Source organism: Mesorhizobium sp. M7A.F.Ca.AU.002.02.1.1 (genome assembly GCF_003998535.1).
In the GTDB taxonomy this organism is placed as follows: domain Bacteria; phylum Pseudomonadota; class Alphaproteobacteria; order Rhizobiales; family Rhizobiaceae; genus Mesorhizobium; species Mesorhizobium ciceri.
On record NZ_RZPB01000042.1, the window covers coordinates 1 to 17,381 of the forward strand.

A 17,381-nucleotide genomic window follows, 5' to 3' on the forward strand; every position below is an offset into this window, starting at 1 on the left:
CAAGGTGCGCGTCGCCATGAGCAACGCCTTCGCCATGGGCGGTACGAACGCAGTTCTGGCATTCAGGCAGGTGTAGAAGCCATGCAAGACGCCTCATTCGAGGTCACCTGTCGTATCTAGCTGCTTGAGGGGCGGGGCATTGTGATACAGGGAGGGCTGTGGGGTCCCTCCTTCTCGGCCTCGACGATGTGGGAGGAGCCTGTGCGGCGAAACGGGCTAGACGCCCCCAGGCCCAGAACTTGGGCGAAACCAACTCCCACCAAAGCACAGCCGCTTTAGTAGCCGAACAATGAAGCCTCGCTCGACGAGCCGCCGCCTCTACTGTCAGCGGCATCACGCGGTTGAAGCGAACAGCGCAGCGGCTACTGTTTCCCGCACAACTCGGACGGCAATTGGGACAAGTCCGCACATGTCGTCACGTAAGCTGAACGCCGCAGGTACAGCCAAATTGGGGGCGGGGCGTTTCTGCCGTTTTGATAGAATTCTATCAAACTGACAATTTTCCTTGCACGAATGCAAGGAGAGCTCGATTGACTCCCCTCCTTTCTTGTCAAGGATGGGTTTGCAGGCTGCGGTGCGGCAGAAGCCGGACAGAACGGCGACCGGTCGAGTAAAGGCCTGCGCAAACAAGCGCGCATATTGCGGGCGCCCGCACGGAGGAGAAGACGCTCGTCCTGGTGAAAGACAACGATGCTCAGGCGCCATTGCCATTTGCCGAGGGGGTCCGCGCGCCGGAAATTTCGAAGCAACAAAGGTGAGATCGAGAATGATGATGGCGAAATACAACACAGCTCACCGTCCAGTGCAGTTCTACCGGCGGGTGGCGGAGTGGGATGGGCTGCCAAATGGAACGTAAAAAGATCAGCAAGGAGATGCTTGGCGATAGTCAGGCGCTGCGCAAGCTGCGTGAGCACCTTGTCAAGGTGGCCAAGGCGAAGACTACGGTCCTGTTGCGAGGTGAATCCGGAACCGGCAAGGAGCTGGTTGCCAAAGCCATTCACGAGCTCTCGCCTCGCGCCAAGCAGCCCTTCATCAAGGTCAATTGCGCGGCGCTCACCGAGACGCTTCTGGAATCTGACTTGTTCGGTCATGAGAAGGGTGCCTTCACCGACGCGAGCAGTTTGCGCAAGGGGCGCTTTGAGGCTGCCGACAAAGGCACATTGTTTCTGGACGAGATTGGCGAAATATCAGGTTCGTTCCAGGCTAAGCTGCTGCGTGTCCTGCAGGAGCAGGAGTTTGAGCGCGTCGGCAGCAACCACACCATTAAAGTTGATGTTCGCGTGATTGCCGCAACGAACAGGGACTTGGAAACGGCAGTTCAACGCAAGGAGTTCCGGCAAGACCTCTATTATCGCATCAACGTCGTCACTTTACGCGTGCCGGCATTGCGCGAAAGGCGAGGTGATATTCCGCTCTTGGCCGCTCAGTTTCTCAAGAATTTCAATACTGAGAATGATCACACGCTGACCTTCGCTCCCGAAGCGATTGAGGTGCTAATGAACTGCGAATTTCCAGGTAACATCCGAGAGCTCGAAAACTGCGTTCAACGGACGGCAGTTCTGGCGACGGGTCCATCAATCCTCAGAACTGACTTTGCCTGTTACGCGGATCAGTGCTTGGCCGCGGCGCTGTGGAAGAACGGACAGCCGACGTCAGAGAAGTCGACTACGATCGAGCCTTCCGCCGCCTGTGCCGCCCCGCCCGTCGGCGACGGGCAAGCGCCGATAGGCCCTGCCACGACTCGTGGTAGGGTGCCCGATGCCGATACGGTCATTGCTGCCATGGAAAAGTGTGGCTGGGTGCAGGCAAAGGCGGCGCGCCTGCTCGGTTTGACCCCGCGCCAGATCGGCTACGTGCTGAGAAAACGCGGTATCGAGATCAAGCGTCTCTGAAACAACCCGCCGAGCAAGAGCTGGAGCAGGTCAAGCATTGGTGCTCTGGCGCCGAGCCCATCGGCCAGGCTTACGAAGTGGGTGTGAACAGCGCTGCCAAGATTCCGGCCGTGTGCTTTCTACCACCAGTCGTACTGGGGCTCTGCGACTGACAAACTAAAAAGGAGTAATCCTCTGGCGGGACCTGGTCGATACATTAGCTGATGGCTTACCGCTCGATATCACGCAATCTGAGATGGGCATGAAAGTGAGTTCGACCGCTGGACAGTTGCCGACTTCGTCAGGTATTGGCCCCTGCGACCGGTTGATCTCCGATATCCAAATTCTTGGAAGTTGGTCGAGACGAAACTGTCGCCCCGGCTCGTGACCGACCGCGCGCCCGGCAAGATCGAGTTACAAAGTTGCCGAGGCAGTTTGATGTGCGTTCCTGCATCACTGTACGGGACACGACCTGACGGGAGACTATGATGCGTAGCCAAAAAGAAAAGATGCTCGCAGGCGAGTTTTACAATGCGGCGGATCCGGAGATCCAAGCTGACCTGTTGGCAACCGGGGCTTGGCTCAAGCGGTACAATGATACGCTGGGGCAGACCACGGGGCATTGGCATGAGCTTTTGTCCGAGCGGCTGGGAGAGGTTGGGCGCGGAACGGTCATCCGTCCGCCCTTTTTTTGCGACTACGGATTCAATATCCGCATTGGAGCCAATGCCTACATCAACTTCAACTGCGTTATTCTTGACGTGGTAGAGGTCAAAATCGGGCAAGGAACGGCAATTGGGCCTGCTGTGCAGATTTATACCGCCGATCATCCACATGATGCCGAGCAGCGGCAGGCCGGCCTGCAGGTCGGGCGTCCTGTTCACATTGGCAGCCGTGTCTGGATCGGCGGTGGAGCAATCATTCTGCCTGGCGTCACGATTGGTGATAATGCAGTGGTAGGCGCTGGCTGCGTGGTCACACGAGATGTTCCCGCCGGGGCAAAGGTAGTGGGAATTCCTGCTCGCGTGGCCGACCCACATAAACAGGCATAATCAACCTCGTTGACCCTGGAGGTGCATGCGAACTGTCGAAACTGTGCCGAATTTTTGTCGAAGCCATTGAGCGCTGCATATGTTGTCGCGACTCGGGCGCTTCAGTTCTTTTGCCACGGGGGTCACAAGATCATGTGCGTAATGCCGCCGCAACGTGCTCACGTCCCGCAGCAGCGGACCCTTTCACATGGCCCAACGAATTCAGAGCCTACGTTGTGCTGCCACTAGCATTACTGCTCACGAATGTATTCCCAACTGAGTTTTCGCCCTTGGAGGCAAGCAGCGACTCACCAGCAATCGCCGGCCATTAATCCTGGCTAGCATCGACCCCGACGAGGCGAGCCGCGGCGTTGCGGATCGGCATGTCGATGACCGTGATTGCGCCTTCGGCAAGGAAACGACGTTCGTTTCTGGTCAGCGTAGCCGAATCGATCACCGCAAAATGTGGGCCAGTGGAGCGCTTCATCAGCTGTCTGGCATATGTGCGCAGCATCTGATCGTTGAAGCGGCAGCCCACGAAGAAAAAACCCCGGTTGACGCGCCGTTGCTTCACCGCGTCCGGGATCGGCGTCTGGATATCAATTTCGGTTAGGACTTCGACGTAATCGGAATCAGCCACGAGGAAGTTTGCCGCCGGCCTGACGCTGCCGTGCGGCGCATAGAGCACCGTCCTAGCCACTTGTTCGGCCTCGAGTTCTGTTCCTGACAAATCGTAAGTTCTCGTCCAGATGTTACCGATTCCGGTCGCGCGCGTCGTTCCTTGTATCTCGACAACGTCTGTTTGGCCGGCCTCTGCAAGGGCTGCTCGCATGGCGCCATCGTACCAGCTGTCGATGATGACAGACAGTTGAAGGGTTGCGAGCCAGGCGTGAAGAACGGTCGGCTCGGCGGGGGCTGCGAATATCTCCGCCATCCACGCTTGGAGAGTCCGACGATGTCGGCGCTGCTCGATAAACTGCGCGACCGACCACATATTGGTGCGAATCCTGGAAGGGGCAGGCGCCCGCTTGTTGAGGGCCGCGGCGACATCTTCAGGGGTGCAAGGTACAGGGGATTCCGGTGGGTTAAGCTGCAGAAGACCAGGACCGAGATAGGGGATCACTCGATCGGCCTTGAGAGCGCCGTTCAGCAGGTCAATCAGTTTTTTGGCAAAACTGCCCCGGACGACGACGAGATGGTCCCAGCTCAGCATCGTGTTCATACGCGTTTCCTCTCCGCCACTGAACCCACCGGCATCAGGCCCCGTCGGAAATCTTCATCGCCTCGACGGTGATCGGCAAACGCGTGTCGCGCGGAAGGTCGGGCAGCATGAGCCGCCAACCGTTCCTGAGCGTCACGGTCCCGCCCCATAAGTCAGCGTTCTCAATCTCGGTGATCGGCTCTTCGAGATCCTTCTTGGGGACATAAGCCGACAAGCCAGTAGCGGTCCTGCGAATCATTACTTTCATCCGGCTGTTCCCCCGTTGGAAATGCCTTCAGCTCCGCAGGGAACCTCGACTTTGTCGAGGCTAATGAGTTCGCGCGCTCGCATGCCGACGACCGTGCCACGATCGATCCATTCGACCGCATAGATGAAGAATTGCTGGAGAAAGGTTCCAATGTCGCGCACGTAGCCTTCGTCGCCCTTCCGCACGAGGTTTTCGCCGATCTCCTTGCCGGGATAGGTGCCGTCGTTTTTTATGTGGCGTATCGCACGGACCCGCTCACCCTGCATGAACCGTGGCGGTCTGCCGATTTCGACCTCCTGTTCGCGTCTGGACCACATGCTGTCCATTCCTTTCTCGAGGCTTTTGTTGTGGTCGCGGGTTGCAGGCGTCGTCGTGCGGCGAACCCGACCGTTTCGGTAGGAATCAAGCGGGAACGCAGGTTTTCGGTACCGGACAGACCGACACGCATTGCTGCGTATCGAAGGCCTCCTTGCATTCGGTGCACTTGTTTGGATCGATCACATAGGCGTCGCCCTTGAACTTGATCGCTTCCGAAGGACATTCGAACTCGCAGGCCCCGCATTGGGTACATTGGGATGCGATGATCTTTAAAGCCATTCTAACTCCTGGTTATCGGACGAGACGGCTCAGGCCGTCGCCGCTAGTGGTCTGATCCCAAACTCTGCCGCGTAAAGTGCGCTGACTGCGGTCTCGATGTAGTCATGGCCATAGGCGTCGGTTACGCGCAGTCCAACTCGCGAGAGTTGTTCCTTCGGGCGATTTCCGATCTTGGCGCATAGCACTATGTGTATGCCTTCGAGCGCTGCGATGACGCCCTCGAGGATGGCGTCTTCGCCCCCGCCTCCGAGGCAATACCGCTCGACCTTCCGATGCCCGACCAAGCTGATCCCTCTAGGCGAGACTTCATAAACCTGGAATTCCTTCGCGTGGCCGAAGTGTTCGTTGACCCGTCCACCTCCCTTAGTGGCCACCGCAACCAGAAGCGACTTTTCGGAGTCTGTTGCCTTGACCATACCGATGGCCTCGCTCCTCGCCGCCTCATGATCACGGCGCTCGTGTGCGACCACCTGCCGATAGGCCTGACGCTTGCCAGCATCGTAGGCGACATCGTCGGGAATACCGTCCAGCGTGAATTCCTGGCCACGATCTTCACCGAGCAGGCCGACAGCATCTGCCCGGCACTGCCGGCAGTGGCGCATCAACTTGGCGCCACCTTCAAGTCGATCCTGAAGAGCCATCATCTCCGTTGCCGTTGGGCCGCGCTGCCCGATGAGTCCGTAGTGGGTACCGTGCGCCGGGTCCGAAATCAGAGGCATCACGTTGTGCAGAAACGCGCCCCGCTCCCTGACCATTTTGTTCACCTCAAACAGGTGCTGGTCGTTCACTCCAGGAATCATCACCGAGTTGATTTTGGTGAGGATGCCGCGCGCGCTCAGCATCTCCAGGCCCAGCATCTGCCGCGCGTGCAAGATTCGAGCGGCTTCGATGCCGAAGTAGCGGCGATTTTCATAAAAGATCCATGGATAGATCTTCGCGCCGACTTCCGGGTCGACCATGTTGATGGTGATCGTCACGTGATCAACATTCATTTCGGCAAGCTCGGCGACATGGTCCGGCAGCACGAGCCCATTAGTGGAGACGCACAGCTTTATGTCGGGGATTTCCCTGATGACGCGGTCGAACGTTGCCTTCGTTTTCTCCCAATCGTAACAGGCATCCCCCGGCCCAGCGATGCCAAGAACCGAAAGCTGCGGAACTTTGTTGGCAACGGCGATGACCTTGCGTAGCGCTTGGTCGGGCGTCAACTTCTCAGACACAACACCAGGCCGGCTCTCGTTGGCGCAATCGTATTTGCGATTGCAATAGTTGCACTGGACATTGCAAGCCGGCGCGACCGCCACATGCATACGCGCGAAATAATGATGCGCTTCCTCCGAAAAGCAGGGGTGATCCTTGATCCTTTCCCAAATAGCCGGATCCTCTTCGCCCGGGCTGGTCGGCGACGAGCCGTAGGAAGACGATGCGCAGCCACCGGATTTCGCGGCTGCCAGAAGACCCTCGGATGTCGTGCTAGTCGGCCCCTCAATCGAAACTGTCGGTGAGGACATCAAACGGCTCCGTTGCTGGTAACGTCGCGGTTCAAGGTGCAAGAGCCATACCAACTGAAAAAAGCGGCTTCAGTTCACTATTCGGGTCGATATCGCATTGTGTCAGGCCGGCGCGACACAATTTTGTCCTGCTTGCGACAGTGCAAGTCCAAATCCGTTCAGAAGCACGAAGCACTCCTTGTCGCGCACAGGGCGCGCAAGACCACTGGCCTGACGATTGGCTCATCAGGCTCTTAGAAGTTCCTTCACCTCGATACTATGCCGGCGTATCGCCTAGCCGACTTGTCGCAGCTTGAGGCCGAGAATTCGAGCCGCATTAGCCTGAACCCAGCCGGCCTTCTCCATTGTGTCGATCAGCCGTCACGCTTCGTCCGCCGCGGTCCCAGCCCCCGTCCGGCCGTATCGTTAGAATCGCAAGTGGCCATCTCGTGTTCAGGCGGGCGCCGATGCGCCGAACCGGCATCGTGCTGGCCCGTGAGAGCTCGTCGATGACATTGCCACGTTCCGAAAGATTGGTTCCTTCCAGAGGAGAACGCCAAGCACGCAGTTCTCCGGCTCGCGGACGTTGCCGGGGAAATAGCATTGCGAGATCAGCTCAACTGCCGACGGCGCAAAGCCATGGTTCTCCATATTTCAAGGGTAAGCGCTGTGTCCTTCCAGGAGGACCCGCGATCTGTGGGCCTGCCGATTCTGAGGTGGATCGGAGATCGGCTTGTGTCTGAACTTGAACTTACGATTGACCCTGAGCGGCAGCCTCGGCGTTTTCGAGGGTGATCAACGGCGCTGTTGGTCGGCGGCATTGGTCGATGGACGACAAGGCACGGAGTCATCTCCGAGACCCTGGAGCCGACGCGGTGATCTCGGAGGTTGCCCGGCGCTACGGGCTGCGGCCGCGGCGGAACGCTCGCAAGCTTGCGACGTCGGCAGGACAGGCCACTCCCGCCTAGTGGTTTCGGTGGCGCCACCGGAACGACCCGTTGGGCCTACATCCTTGCACCAGAGCTCAAGGCCACGGCCTGAGAATCGGCCGCCGCTCCCCCTACTTGGTTCCTCAGCCGACAGCGCTAAGAAGGAGAGCAACTTCCGTCGGCGCGAGGATCATTGCGTCGTGGCCAGTGGCGAGTTCCTGCCACGCCCAGCCATCCTGCTTCGCGACCCATTCTCGCGCTCCCGCCATCGGCGGGTGGAGTGGATTAGTGCAGACGACATAGGTTCGGGGTCTGCCGTTGCCGAGCGGGTGCTCGAGCTTAAGTCCGCTTTCGTAGGTGCCTGCCGGATGCGGTGTTATCCGGCGCCGCACCCAGTCCGTGAGCGAGTGTCCCTCGGGAGTGCCGAATGCTGTTGGCGGCGGAGTCGGCATGAAGATACCCCGTCCTTCCTCCGCAACCAATTTTCGACGGGCGGCGACGATGTCGGGGGGCATGGTGCTGAATACACTTTGACCGCTCTCGACGATGGCGCCGTCGAGATAAACGAGATGGCTGATATGGTCGGGTATCCGGTCGGCGGCGCCGGTGATGCTGATGCCGCCTAGACTGTGACCGACAAGGATCACATCGCTCAGCTCTTCCGTTACAATGTGGTTGACGATGTCGGTCACGAATGTGTCGGGCGTGATGTCCTTGCACAGCAAACGTGCGCGTTCGCCGACACCTGTCTGGGTAGGCGTGGTCACGTGGCATCCCATCTTGCGAAGATTGGCGGCGACGTCCCGCCAACACCATCCGCCATGCCAGGCACCATGCACTAGCACATACGTCTTTATCATGGATTGTGCCGTTCCATTTGCTCACCGGCCGTTGTGGCTGCCATCCGGCACGATGGCCGGACATTGTCCAAAGGGGCTCGACCACGTTACCGGTGGTAAGTCCGGCACAGGCGCCCCGTGGCCTGAGGATACCCCTACCAAGTCGAGGAAACTTGAATTGCGAAACCCAATATTCACTAGCTCTTTGCAAGTGGATGGAGAGGCTCATGGTGTGCCGCAGTTGCTCGCTGCCGGCATGCTCTTGGCACCGGCTGATCATCCGAACTTGAACAGGACACCAAAGCCGCCGCGCGGATAGTTCCACTCGATGTCGCCGCCTTTCTCGCACAATATCCGGCAGGTGCCGCATTCCATGCAGCCGTCGGCGGTGATCTCGACTTGACCCTTGTCATTCAACTCATAGCATTTCGCCGGACAGACGTAGGTCAACGCAAGCAAGTTCGCGCTTGGCTTGTCGTGCGGTCGCACTATGATATGGGGGCGGCCGGAATCGACCAGATAGCGGTTCTGGTAAAGTTTGTCCTCGACACGAACCTTCGTCACTGCGATCGTCATCTTGTACCCTCTTCAGCGCCATGCCAATGCCAGGCGGACCGCGTCGCTGACCAACCCCCAGCGCGAGCGCGCGTTGATGAAGGCGGCCGTGGTGTTCTTTTCCTTCTCGATCTTCGGCGTGCCGTCGACACGCATGAAGGTCTGAGCGGCATGCGACATCAACCGCGGATAGCTGTCAAAAAAGTTGCTGGAATTGGTGTGGAGTAAGGCTGGCATGTCCTTGTATTTCTTAAGATCCTTGATCACAAAGGAGTCATCCAGCATCGTCTTGTAGAGCGCAAGGTTCGCTTTGGTCATAGGACCGTTGCGGCTTTTGACTTTGATGATCGCCTCAGCCGCGACACGACCCGAGGTCATGGCAAGGTTCGAACCCTCACGGTGAATGGCATTGTTCAGTTGCGCTGCGTCGCCGACGATGACCCAACCGTCGCCGAATAGCTGCGGAATGGCCCTGTAACCACCTTCGGGGATAAGATGGGCGGCATATTCTTTCACCTCCGAGCCAGCGATCAGCGGCCGGATCGAAGGATGGTTTTTCATCGCATCCAGGAGGGCGGACGGGCTCTCCATCGTCGCGGCGAAATCCGAGACCAGGCAGCCGATGCCGAGTGAAATCGACTCCTTATTGGTGTAAAGGAAGCCGAGCCCGGCCATGCTGCGAGAGATCGTGCCCACGGCCTCGATTACGCAGCCTTCATCGCCCTTCACCCCGAACCGCTGGCCAATGACCTCTTCGGGCAAGAAATGCATTTCCTTGACGGCAATCGCCACGGTCTCCGGCTTCGGCATCTCGCGCAGGCCTGCGCGAGTGCCAAGCAATCCCGACACCCCTTCTGCGAGAACGACCACATTCGCGAAGACCACTCCGCCAGCCCGGTCTGTGCGGACGCCGATCACCTTGCCATTGCCATCACGGACGAGTTCCGTCGCGGTCGTCTCACACAGGACCGTCGCGCCAGCCTCGCGCACCTTGCGGGAAAACCATTTGTCGAACTGGGCGCGGATGATCGTGTAGCGGTTGGGTTTCGCCTCATTGAAGTCGTCCGACCGGTAATGAATTCCGGTGTGAGACGTGTCGTCCATCACCCAAAGTCGCTGTTCGACCAGGTGCCGCTCGAGGGGCGCATCATCCCGGAAGTCCGGGATGATCTTCTCCAGCATGTTCGCGTACATTATGGCACCCTGGACGTTCTTAGAGCCCGGATATTCCCCGCGCTCCAACTGCAGGACCTTCAGCCCCTGGCTTGCCAAAGTGTAAGCAGCTGCGTTTCCAGACATGCCGGCTCCGACCACAATGGCATCGAATTGTTCAATCATGTCCTCTCCCTCAACTCGCAAGCTTGTCTCGACTGTGCGGCGACAGCCGCCGGGTGAAGGCTTCCGTCAGTGCGGGCAGGAAGCGGATTGCATCCGTGACGATCCCGAGGTGGGCGAACTCGAAAATCGGCGCGTTCGGATCGGTGTTGATCGCGACGATGAGATCGGCCCCCTCGACCCCAACTCGGTGCTGGATGGCGCCGGAAATTCCGGCCGCGATGTAAAGCTTCGGTCGAATGGTCTTGCCAGTTTGTCCAATCTGTCGATCAGCCGGCATCCAGCCCTTCTGGACCAAGGGGCGCGAACAGCCATGCTCGGCGCCGATCGCTCGGGCAAGATTCTTCACAAGCTGAAGGTTCTCCGCCGCTCCGAGACCGAGGCCTCCCGCAACCACGACATCCGCATAGGCAAGATTTGCCATTGCCGACTGGTTATCCGGTAGGAAGCCGAGGACTTTGGTGACGATATCGTCCTCAACGAGCGACAGCTTGTGCCGCATGACACGCCCGACCGGCTTATCCACCCGTTGCGGCATAGGCATGACCCTTGGTCGCACCGTCGCCATTTGCGGCCGGTAATTTAGTGTATAGATCGTACACAACAATGAGCCACCAAAAGTCGGACGGGTCGCGGCGAGTGAACCGTCGGAATCTACATCAAGTTCGGTGCAGTCGGCCGTGAGCCCCGTCTGCAGGGTCGTCGCTACCGAGCCTGCAAGATCCCTGCCCAGTGTGGTCGCGCCGAGAAGGAGGATTTCGGGTTTATGGGTATTGACCAGATCCGTGAGCGCCTTGGCGAACGGCTCGTTCCGGTAGTCGGCGAGCGGCGGCGCATCGACGATGTAGACAAGATCCGCCCCGTAAGCGAAGGCCTCGGCAACAGCGTCCTCGACCATCTCGCCCGGCGGTCCCAGCACGACGCCCGCGAGCTGGACTTCAAGCTTGTCGGCTAATTTGCGGCCTTCGCCCAGCAGTTCGAATGATACAGGATGCACATTGCCGCGTTCGAGCTCGAGGAAGACCCACACGTGCCGGTAGTCTTTGAAACGGTCGGGAAGTTCTTTCTTTACACCGGCACGGCCGGGGGCAATGCGAGGGGTAGTTTGGCTTGCGGTCGACATTTTCTGCTCCTGGCCGTCACGTGCCGCTGTTGAAGGCCAGCTCATGTTCCAGCGCCGGCCGGCGGGTTAAGATATCGGCGATGAGTTCATCGGCTATGTCCTGCAAGCCCCTTTCCGCGGTGTCGATCTGCGCCGCCCTTTCTGCCCGTGCGGTGGGGGCGAAAACACGCTTGACGACTGTAGGCGAGCCACGCAGACCGCACCGGGTGAGATCGTCAATGCCGGCGTCGGCTGCAGTCCACTTCACGACTTGGCTGCGCGCCGCGCACAGAGCCTGCTGGAGCGAGCCCCGGCGGATTTCGTTGGTGTCTTCCAGCATGGTAATGAGGCAAGGGAGTCTGCTCTTCAGCAACTGGGTGCCGCCTTCGGCGCGACGAGCGACTTCGATCTCTCGCGTATCGAGATCGATGGAGGCAATCTTCGCGACATAGGTAAGTTGCGATAAATCTAGGCGCTTGGCTATGCCCGGTCCGACCTGGGCGGTATCGCCGTCAATCGTCTGCTTGCCGGTGAAGACGATGTCCGGCCTGCCGAAAGTCTCCCCAATTTTTGCGATTGCTTGCGAAAGAGCAAAGGAAGTCGCCAGCGTATCGGATCCGGCAAAATAGCGGTCCGTCAAGAGAACTGCTCGGTCAGCACCGTAACCGAGCGCCTTTCGCAGCGAGTCCTCCGCCATGGGCGGACCCATTGTGAGCACAGTAACCTCGCCACCATGAACGTCGCGCAGTTTGAGCGCTTCTTCGAGGGCGAACAGGTCGTAAGGATTGATGATGGTCGGAACACCCTGACGCATGATCGTGTTCGTCACCGGGTGCACGCGGATCTGTGCCGAATCCGGCACCTGCTTGATGCAGACTACGATATGCATTGGCGGTTTCTCTAAGCTCCCAGTCCGGATTCGTGCTTGGCGGTTCACCTCATTGCCTGCATCGTTCATGCCAAGTCGTCTTCCTGCCTCTATTCCAGAAGGTGGCTTCGTTTGCTTCCGAGGAGGCGTCATGAGGACTGGATTTGTCGACTTCTCGACATTGTCGCGTCGCAGCCGTGTCGGGCTCATTACTTTCCGAACCGCTTCAGTGCAGAGTCGAGCGGGACGAAGGCGCGGCCAGGTGCGGGACATATGTTTGGATCGTGGTCCCTTAGCACCTTGAACACACGTTGCGTGAGCGGCGAGGAAGTCGCGAAATCTTCGTAGGCGCGTTCCAGCTTGGCGCGCACCCGCGCGGCGATTACCTGGTTAGGCAGACCGGAGAAATCTTCTTCGGCAAGGTATTGGCCCACGCGCTTCATGATATGGAGCCGCGAGACATTCATCACTTTCGGGTCGTAGGAGACGTCAAGGCAGGCGAAGAAGTCCTCCGCGGCCGACAGGCCCTTCAGTCGCGCTAGGATATCGGTGCGATCGATCGGGCGGCTATCAGCGGAGCAGTTCATTGTATTCTCCCGGCGCGAAATTGTGGTGTCGATGCATTGGTGACATTGCTGACGGCGTGCCGACCTCTGGCACGGCGGCTGGGCAAGAGACTTGGCGATCTCAAGCTTTTCTGAAGTGGTGAAGGCGACCCCGAGTTTAACTGCTCTCCTTGCGCAGGGTCGTCACGTTGAGGAAGACCTCACGGCTCGTCGGCTATTGTGCCGCTCGGACCCGGGCCGGAATGAAGCTGTTCTGCACCTCGCCCGCACAGTCCAGCACTGGGAACGGCCCGTAGCTTCTCGGTGATCGCAGGCAGGACCTCAAGCACGCGGTCTACGTCATCTTCGCCGTTGTCACGCGACAAGGAGAAGCGGACTGCCCCACATGCCGCGTTCATAGCGATCAGAACATGGCTCGGTTCCAGTGAGCCAGAGGCACAGGCGGACCCGGCGGAACAGGCGATTCCCAGCCGGCTCAGGACAATTGGAATTGCATCGCCTTCGATACCTTCGAATCCAATGTTTGCAGTGTTTGGCAATCGCTCTTGCGGATCGCCGTTGATGGATGTGTTTGGGATGCGCTGGATGATCCCGTTCTCAAGGCGGTCGCGCAACCATTTTATTCGTTTTGTCTCGTCCATGAATTTCAAGGCGAGTTCGGCCGCCATGCCCAGTCCGACTATGCCGGGTGTGTTTTCAGTGCCTGCACGCCGGTCGCGCTCTTGGTGCCCACCCTTGATCATGGAGGAGAAGCGCACGCCACGTCTTACATAAAGCGCGCCTATCCCCTTTGGACCATGCAGCTTGTGGGCGGAGAGCGACAGCATGTCGATCGCGGTCGATTTCAGCTCAATCGGAAGCCTTCCGACCGCCTGCACTGCATCAGTGTGGAAAAGCGCGCCGACTTCCCTGGCTAGATCGGCAAGCTTAACCACGGGAAAGATCGTACCGGTCTCATTGTTCGCCCACATTATCGAGACGATTGCCACTTGTGGGGTGAGGGCGGTTCTGTAGGCGTCCAGGTCGAGCCGGCCGTAGTGATCGACTGGGATAATGTGCACCTTGACGCCGCGCGTCTTCTCAAGGTGCGCGCACAACTTCAGAACGGCCGGATGTTCAACCGCGGAAGTCACTATTTCCGTTCGGTCGGGCATCACCTCCAGCGCCGAAAGGATGGCTGTACTGTCGCTTTCAGTCCCGCCCGAGGTGAAGATGATCTCGTCCTCGAATCCCGCGCCGATGAGGGCTTGCAACTGTTGCCTCGCCTTTCTCACGGCTTCAGCAACCGATGCGCCATAGGCGTGCATGGACGAATGATTGCCAAATTGCTCCGTAAAGAAAGGCAACATCGCTCCAACGACTGCAGGATCAACCCGCGTCGTTGCGTTGTTGTCGAGATAGACAGGGTTCATGGGAGTGATCCTTCAACTGCTGAAATGATTCAAGGGTAGTCGGGCCATTGAACCTCTGGCGCATATCGTATCTGGTAAGGTGGGCGGCCGGGGGAGCGATGGCTTGGCTGACCGGTCGCTGTCGACATTGCCCTTTGGTGGCGGCATCCGCCGGGAATTCAGCTGTTTCGGGCAATTTTGTTTGCTTGCCCACGGCAACGATCGATGATCGCGATTTGGTGCATCACCGAACGCAATTGTTCCGGGCCGACAGTGCGTGTCGGCCGGTTCCAGAGCGCCGGCGGTTACCGGTTCGACGCAGTATTCCTTGGCGTCGCTATAGTCGAACATAGCCTGTTCCCTCGCAATCATTTGCAGGACTTGCCGCAGCCGCACGTCTCACGCGCATTGGGGTTATCGAAAACAAAGCCGGATGTTTCGAGCCCAGTGACGAAGTCCACGGTCATGCCGGCGGCATGGGGTTGGGAGCCTCTATCCATGAACACCTTGAGCCCATCTCGCTCGATGATCGCATCGCCCTCACGTGAGACGCTCTCCAGGCCCATTGAGTATTGGAAGCCGGCGCAGCCGCCGGCATGGACCATGATGCGAAATCCTTCCGCCGGCTCGCTGGCGCGGTAAAGAGCGGCCTTGATGGCGGCAACAGCGTTGTCGGTGAGCGTAATCATGGCTCGATTTCTCCTCGGTCCGGCGTTTTCGTGGATCATCTCGCATGGACCGTGCCAAAGGGAAGACGTGTCAAAAACCGTAGGACATCCCGACGTCTCTTATGCTCGATTGCTGGGGAGACGTCCGACAACCGACACTTACTGTCGGGTTTGTCGCGTCCGCGTCACAGGAAGGGCGCCTGAGTTCGCGATGCACTCACGCGTAAAGCAATGAACAGAGCCAAAGATGTTCAGAGCTTGCCGCGGAGCAACTGGCACGATTTTTGTGAAGCCTTCGTTGCGGCGGCAAAATTGCCGGCCGATTCACCTTTGGGTTGCCCTCGCAATCGAAGAACGAAGGAAAGCAATATGATCCATCAGACCCGCCTTGGTGGGAAAGCAGCACCGCCGGTGGTACCCGAATGCTCGATCGGCCGATTGGCGCCGACCACCCAACAATCGCTCGCTACCGGCGATTGGCCGCTGACCGCCCGGAGACAGGATTCGACTGGCATGTGCCTGACGATCGATCGCGTCCGCCGTGCACATCCCTGAGGCCCGTTTTTCGATCGATCGTCAAAAGAAGAACGGGGCAGGGGTAAAAACATGGATCAGCGCAAGAAGCGGTCGCCCAACGAAATCCGGCGTGCGTGGGAAGTCTGTCCGAACATTCCCGCGCGTGATTTCGCCGCCCAATTGGCCATTTCGGAAGCGGAACTGGTCGCGGCCCATTGCGGTTTCGGCGCGGCACGCATCGACCCGCGCGTCAATCACCTTCTGACGGGCCTCGAATTCGTGGGCGAAGTGACGGCGCTGACCCGCAATCAAGGTGCCGTGCACGAAAAGATTGGCGTCTTCAACAGAGTGATAACCGGCAACAATCACGCCATGGTCCTTGGTGACGAATTCGACCTTCGCGTCTTCCCGCAGGCTTGGAGGTATGGTTTCGCTGTTGAAAGGCGCCATCGCGGCGGAATCCAGCGCAGTTTGCAATTCTTCGACGCCGCCGGCGCAGCAGTGCATAAGGTGCATCTCAGGCCGGTCTCCAACCTTCATGCCTATCGAAAGCTGGTGGCCGAGCTCGTATCCGCCAACCAGGAGCCGACCATGTCGCTTAAGGCGAGAGTAGCCGACCTGGGCGCGAGGACTGCGGACTGGGCCGGCACGGTGGACGACCTACGCGAGTACTGGAGCCGGCTGACTGACGTCAACCTTCTAAAGACGCTCAAGCTCAGCCGCTGCCAGGCTTTGCGCATGGTCGGCCAGGATTACGCTTGGCTGCTCGACAATGCCGCAGTTGGCGCCGTGCTCCAGCGTGCGGCCGAAGACGAATTGCCGATCATGTGCTTCGTCGGCAACCGAGGTTCTATCCAGACCCATTCCGGCTTAATCAAGTCGGTCAAGCAGATCGGGCCGTGCATCCATGTGCTGGACGAAACGTTCCGGCTGCATCTCAGGACCCACCAAATCCGTGAGGTTTGGGCCGTGCGCAAGCCGACCAATGACAGTCACGTCACCTCGCTCGAAGCATATGGGTCCGACGGCAAGATCATCATCCAGTTGTTCGGTGCGCGCAAGGAAGGCGAACGCGAGCGCGACGACTGGCGGGTTCTGGCGGAAAACCTGCCTCGTTTCCCCGACAGCTACATGAGAAAAGACCGATCGTCGTCGGTGGGACGCCGGCGCCCATCTGCCTCCGCAGCCAGTAGCCGGGCATTGAAGCCGAGACCGGGGACACGATGACGCAATAAGCGCGCTGTATTATCGCAACGCGATGAGCAGGAAGCAATTTGGCGCTGCCCCATCGACCGCATGGTTACGACGAAGCCGCGGCCTTTGGGCCGAGCTCAGAGGTGACAATAGCGTGAACGCCGCCGACCGTCACTCCCCACCAGGCGGTCAGGTTTTGCGGTTCGGGCCGAGCAAAAATACTGTCAAGACAGCGAGGAACGTGGCAACCGCGCTGTAGACAAAGACACTGGCAATACCCGTGTGATCCACCAATAGGCCACCGCAAGTTGTGCCGGCTGCGATGGCCACTTGGAAGGTTATGACCATCAGTACACCAGCGCTCTCGGCCTGTTTCGGAGCGGCGCGTAGCACCATCCATGTCTGCAATCCGACCGGGACCGCGCCAAAAGCAAAGCCCCATACGGCAACTGCAATTGCCGAGGTCAAGGCCGATGCTCTCATGGTCAGGAGCGAGACAGCGGCTACGGCAATGAGCAGGGGCGGCAGGGCCGCGACCGCCTTGAGACTGTGTTTGGTGAGGAATGCGCCGGCTAAATTGCCGAAGACGCCGGCCGTGCCAAAAGCAAGGAACACGAGCGGGATTGACTTCTTGTCGAGCGCAGGAACGCTCTCGAGAAAGGCGCGGATGTAGGCGAAGCTGGCAAAATGGCCGGAAGCGACCAATAGCACGACTAGCACCGCAACCTTCATCGCCGGATTCTTCGCGACATCCAGCGGACTGCGGAATCTGCGCACTTCGATCGGAGGCAGTGGCGGAATGGTTACGAGTTGCACGAGCAGCGCAACGGCACTCACGATTGCGGCGACCTTGAACGAGGCTCGCCATCCCCAAATGTCACCGACATAAGCGCCGATTGGAGCCGCGCAGACGGAGGCGACAGACACGCCGGCGAGGATGACCGACATGGCGCGCGGCAT

General features: G+C 59.1%; 17 protein-coding genes and 3 pseudogenes. 4 read left to right on the top strand and 16 right to left on the bottom strand.

What is annotated here, in order from left to right; all coding sequences use genetic code 11:
* Positions 1 to 333: 333 nt before the first annotated feature.
* On the bottom strand, positions 334 to 786 hold the full coding sequence (locus tag EN879_RS04870) for a hypothetical protein (RefSeq protein ID WP_127262932.1): 453 nt from the start codon (positions 784 to 786) through the stop codon (positions 334 to 336).
* Positions 787 to 848: 62 nt separating this feature from the next.
* Between EN879_RS04870 and nifA the strand changes: the two are divergent.
* Positions 849 to 1,892, top strand: a pseudogene (nifA, locus tag EN879_RS04875) (nif-specific transcriptional activator NifA); the annotation flags it as partial.
* A gap of 464 nt (positions 1,893 to 2,356) precedes the next feature.
* On the top strand, positions 2,357 to 2,923 hold the full coding sequence (locus EN879_RS04880; RefSeq protein WP_024505228.1) for a sugar O-acetyltransferase: 567 nt from the start codon (positions 2,357 to 2,359) through the stop codon (positions 2,921 to 2,923).
* 307 nt (positions 2,924 to 3,230) lie between these two features.
* Here the strand turns inward: EN879_RS04880 and EN879_RS04885 are convergent, their stop codons facing one another.
* The 14 genes and pseudogenes from EN879_RS04885 to EN879_RS04955 all read right to left on the bottom strand — a co-directional run bounded on the left by EN879_RS04885 (position 3,231) and on the right by EN879_RS04955 (position 14,732).
* Positions 3,231 to 4,124, bottom strand: a complete 894-nt coding sequence (locus EN879_RS04885; protein WP_024505229.1) for an SIR2 family protein — start codon at positions 4,122 to 4,124, stop codon at positions 3,231 to 3,233.
* 34 nt (positions 4,125 to 4,158) lie between these two features.
* Positions 4,159 to 4,371 (bottom strand): putative nitrogen fixation protein NifT, encoded by a 213-nt coding sequence (gene nifT, locus EN879_RS04890; protein ID WP_024505230.1) that lies wholly within the window; start codon positions 4,369 to 4,371, stop codon positions 4,159 to 4,161.
* Positions 4,368 to 4,688, bottom strand: a complete 321-nt coding sequence (locus tag EN879_RS04895; RefSeq protein ID WP_024505231.1) for a nitrogen fixation protein NifZ — start codon at positions 4,686 to 4,688, stop codon at positions 4,368 to 4,370. Before EN879_RS04895 ends, nifT begins: the two co-directional genes overlap by 4 nt.
* A gap of 85 nt (positions 4,689 to 4,773) precedes the next feature.
* Positions 4,774 to 4,968: a 4Fe-4S binding protein gene (locus EN879_RS04900; protein WP_024505232.1), complete on the bottom strand. Its 195-nt coding sequence runs from the start codon at positions 4,966 to 4,968 to the stop codon at positions 4,774 to 4,776.
* Positions 4,969 to 4,997: 29 nt separating this feature from the next.
* Positions 4,998 to 6,479 carry a nitrogenase cofactor biosynthesis protein NifB gene (gene nifB, locus EN879_RS04905; protein ID WP_063169393.1) on the bottom strand — a complete coding sequence of 494 codons (1,482 nt, stop codon included), beginning with the start codon at positions 6,477 to 6,479 and terminating at the stop codon, positions 4,998 to 5,000.
* A 273-nt stretch (positions 6,480 to 6,752) separates the two neighbouring features.
* A pseudogene (locus tag EN879_RS04910) lies at positions 6,753 to 6,839 on the bottom strand (helix-turn-helix domain-containing protein); the annotation flags it as partial.
* Positions 6,840 to 7,530: 691 nt separating this feature from the next.
* A complete protein-coding gene (locus EN879_RS04920) occupies positions 7,531 to 8,247 on the bottom strand; it encodes an alpha/beta fold hydrolase (protein ID WP_063169392.1) in 717 nt (238 codons plus the stop codon).
* A 255-nt stretch (positions 8,248 to 8,502) separates the two neighbouring features.
* Complete coding sequence (locus tag EN879_RS04925) at positions 8,503 to 8,802, bottom strand: ferredoxin family protein (RefSeq protein WP_024505235.1); 300 nt, start codon at positions 8,800 to 8,802, stop codon at positions 8,503 to 8,505.
* A gap of 12 nt (positions 8,803 to 8,814) precedes the next feature.
* On the bottom strand, positions 8,815 to 10,119 hold the full coding sequence (locus EN879_RS04930; RefSeq protein WP_063169391.1) for an FAD-binding protein: 1,305 nt from the start codon (positions 10,117 to 10,119) through the stop codon (positions 8,815 to 8,817).
* Between the two features lie 10 nt (positions 10,120 to 10,129).
* Positions 10,130 to 11,239 carry an electron transfer flavoprotein subunit alpha/FixB family protein gene (locus tag EN879_RS04935; protein ID WP_024505237.1) on the bottom strand — a complete coding sequence of 370 codons (1,110 nt, stop codon included), beginning with the start codon at positions 11,237 to 11,239 and terminating at the stop codon, positions 10,130 to 10,132.
* A gap of 16 nt (positions 11,240 to 11,255) precedes the next feature.
* Positions 11,256 to 12,107 carry an electron transfer flavoprotein subunit beta/FixA family protein gene (locus EN879_RS04940; protein WP_063169390.1) on the bottom strand — a complete coding sequence of 284 codons (852 nt, stop codon included), beginning with the start codon at positions 12,105 to 12,107 and terminating at the stop codon, positions 11,256 to 11,258.
* Between the two features lie 188 nt (positions 12,108 to 12,295).
* Positions 12,296 to 12,673, bottom strand: a complete 378-nt coding sequence (gene nifW, locus EN879_RS04945; RefSeq protein ID WP_063169389.1) for a nitrogenase stabilizing/protective protein NifW — start codon at positions 12,671 to 12,673, stop codon at positions 12,296 to 12,298.
* 179 nt (positions 12,674 to 12,852) lie between these two features.
* Positions 12,853 to 14,064 (bottom strand): cysteine desulfurase NifS, encoded by a 1,212-nt coding sequence (gene nifS / locus EN879_RS04950; RefSeq protein WP_063169388.1) that lies wholly within the window; start codon positions 14,062 to 14,064, stop codon positions 12,853 to 12,855.
* A gap of 347 nt (positions 14,065 to 14,411) precedes the next feature.
* A complete protein-coding gene (locus EN879_RS04955; protein WP_029356570.1) occupies positions 14,412 to 14,732 on the bottom strand; it encodes an iron-sulfur cluster assembly accessory protein in 321 nt (106 codons plus the stop codon).
* 210 nt (positions 14,733 to 14,942) lie between these two features.
* Here EN879_RS04955 and EN879_RS04960 point away from each other — a divergent pair, with 210 nt between their 5' ends.
* Both EN879_RS04960 and EN879_RS04965 read left to right on the top strand, forming a co-directional pair.
* Entirely contained in the window at positions 14,943 to 15,266 is a 324-nt protein-coding gene (locus tag EN879_RS04960) for a hypothetical protein (RefSeq protein WP_126066777.1), read from the top strand.
* Between the two features lie 51 nt (positions 15,267 to 15,317).
* Positions 15,318 to 16,349, top strand: a pseudogene (locus tag EN879_RS04965) (ChuX/HutX family heme-like substrate-binding protein); the annotation flags it as partial.
* A 261-nt stretch (positions 16,350 to 16,610) separates the two neighbouring features.
* Here the strand turns inward: EN879_RS04965 and EN879_RS04970 are convergent.
* Positions 16,611 to 17,381: MFS transporter (locus tag EN879_RS04970; RefSeq protein ID WP_164774317.1), on the bottom strand; the 771-nt coding region annotated here is incomplete at its 5' end.

What these genes read in the sequence shown, in the direction of transcription:
- nifB (WP_063169393.1), bottom strand. Translation starts at nt 6,479, where the DNA reads ATGTCCTCACCGACAGTTTCGATTGAGGGGCCGACTAGCACGACATCC.
- EN879_RS04900 (WP_024505232.1), bottom strand. Translation starts at nt 4,968, where the DNA reads ATGGCTTTAAAGATCATCGCATCCCAATGTACCCAATGCGGGGCCTGC.
- EN879_RS04920 (WP_063169392.1), bottom strand. Translation starts at nt 8,247, where the DNA reads ATGATAAAGACGTATGTGCTAGTGCATGGTGCCTGGCATGGCGGATGG.
- EN879_RS04940 (WP_063169390.1), bottom strand. Translation starts at nt 12,107, where the DNA reads ATGCATATCGTAGTCTGCATCAAGCAGGTGCCGGATTCGGCACAGATC.
- EN879_RS04960 (WP_126066777.1), top strand. Translation starts at nt 14,943, where the DNA reads ATGAACAGAGCCAAAGATGTTCAGAGCTTGCCGCGGAGCAACTGGCAC.
- nifS (WP_063169388.1), bottom strand. Translation starts at nt 14,064, where the DNA reads ATGAACCCTGTCTATCTCGACAACAACGCAACGACGCGGGTTGATCCT.
- EN879_RS04885 (WP_024505229.1), bottom strand. Translation starts at nt 4,124, where the DNA reads ATGAACACGATGCTGAGCTGGGACCATCTCGTCGTCGTCCGGGGCAGT.
- EN879_RS04930 (WP_063169391.1), bottom strand. Translation starts at nt 10,119, where the DNA reads ATGATTGAACAATTCGATGCCATTGTGGTCGGAGCCGGCATGTCTGGA.
- EN879_RS04895 (WP_024505231.1), bottom strand. Translation starts at nt 4,688, where the DNA reads ATGTGGTCCAGACGCGAACAGGAGGTCGAAATCGGCAGACCGCCACGG.
- EN879_RS04955 (WP_029356570.1), bottom strand. Translation starts at nt 14,732, where the DNA reads ATGATTACGCTCACCGACAACGCTGTTGCCGCCATCAAGGCCGCTCTT.
- nifT (WP_024505230.1), bottom strand. Translation starts at nt 4,371, where the DNA reads ATGAAAGTAATGATTCGCAGGACCGCTACTGGCTTGTCGGCTTATGTC.
- EN879_RS04935 (WP_024505237.1), bottom strand. Translation starts at nt 11,239, where the DNA reads ATGTCGACCGCAAGCCAAACTACCCCTCGCATTGCCCCCGGCCGTGCC.
- EN879_RS04880 (WP_024505228.1), top strand. Translation starts at nt 2,357, where the DNA reads ATGATGCGTAGCCAAAAAGAAAAGATGCTCGCAGGCGAGTTTTACAAT.
- EN879_RS04925 (WP_024505235.1), bottom strand. Translation starts at nt 8,802, where the DNA reads ATGACGATCGCAGTGACGAAGGTTCGTGTCGAGGACAAACTTTACCAG.
- nifW (WP_063169389.1), bottom strand. Translation starts at nt 12,673, where the DNA reads ATGAACTGCTCCGCTGATAGCCGCCCGATCGATCGCACCGATATCCTA.